Genomic DNA, 461 nt, shown 5'->3' on the forward strand with positions numbered 1-461 from the left:
TGTATGTAGTGCGCCTCGAACCCGGATCGCCGCCGGTCGCGACCGCGCGGCCGCTGTTCGGGCTCAAGCTGGGTCGCGCGAAGATGAGCGGCAAGCAGTTGACGCTGTTCACGCGCCAGCTCGCGACACTCAACCGCGTATCCCCGCTGGAGGAGTCGCTGCGAACGATCACTCGCCAGACCGAGCAGGACAGCGTCCGCGCGATCGTCGCTCAGGTACATGTCGGTGTCGTTGAGGGGCGCCGCCTCGCCGATTCGATGGCGCGCGAGCCGAAGAGCTTCCCGCCCCTCTACCGCGCGATGGTCGCGGCGGGCGAGAGTTCGGGCACGTTGCCGACGATCCTCGACCGGCTGGCGGCGTTGCTCGAGCGGCAGGCGGAAATCCGCGGCAAGCTCATTACCGCGCTAGCCTATCCCGCGATCCTCGCGATCGTCGCACTCGGAGTCGTCTCGGCGCTGATG

1 protein-coding gene is annotated in these 461 nt (G+C 68.1%); it reads left to right on the forward strand.

Features of this window, described 5'->3' with window-relative positions:
* The coding region (locus AC0IYH_RS29365) for a type II secretion system F family protein (RefSeq protein ID WP_471837554.1) at nucleotides 1-461 on the forward strand (461 nt) is incomplete at both ends.

This window comes from Pseudomonas sp. AC463, assembly GCF_979253585.1.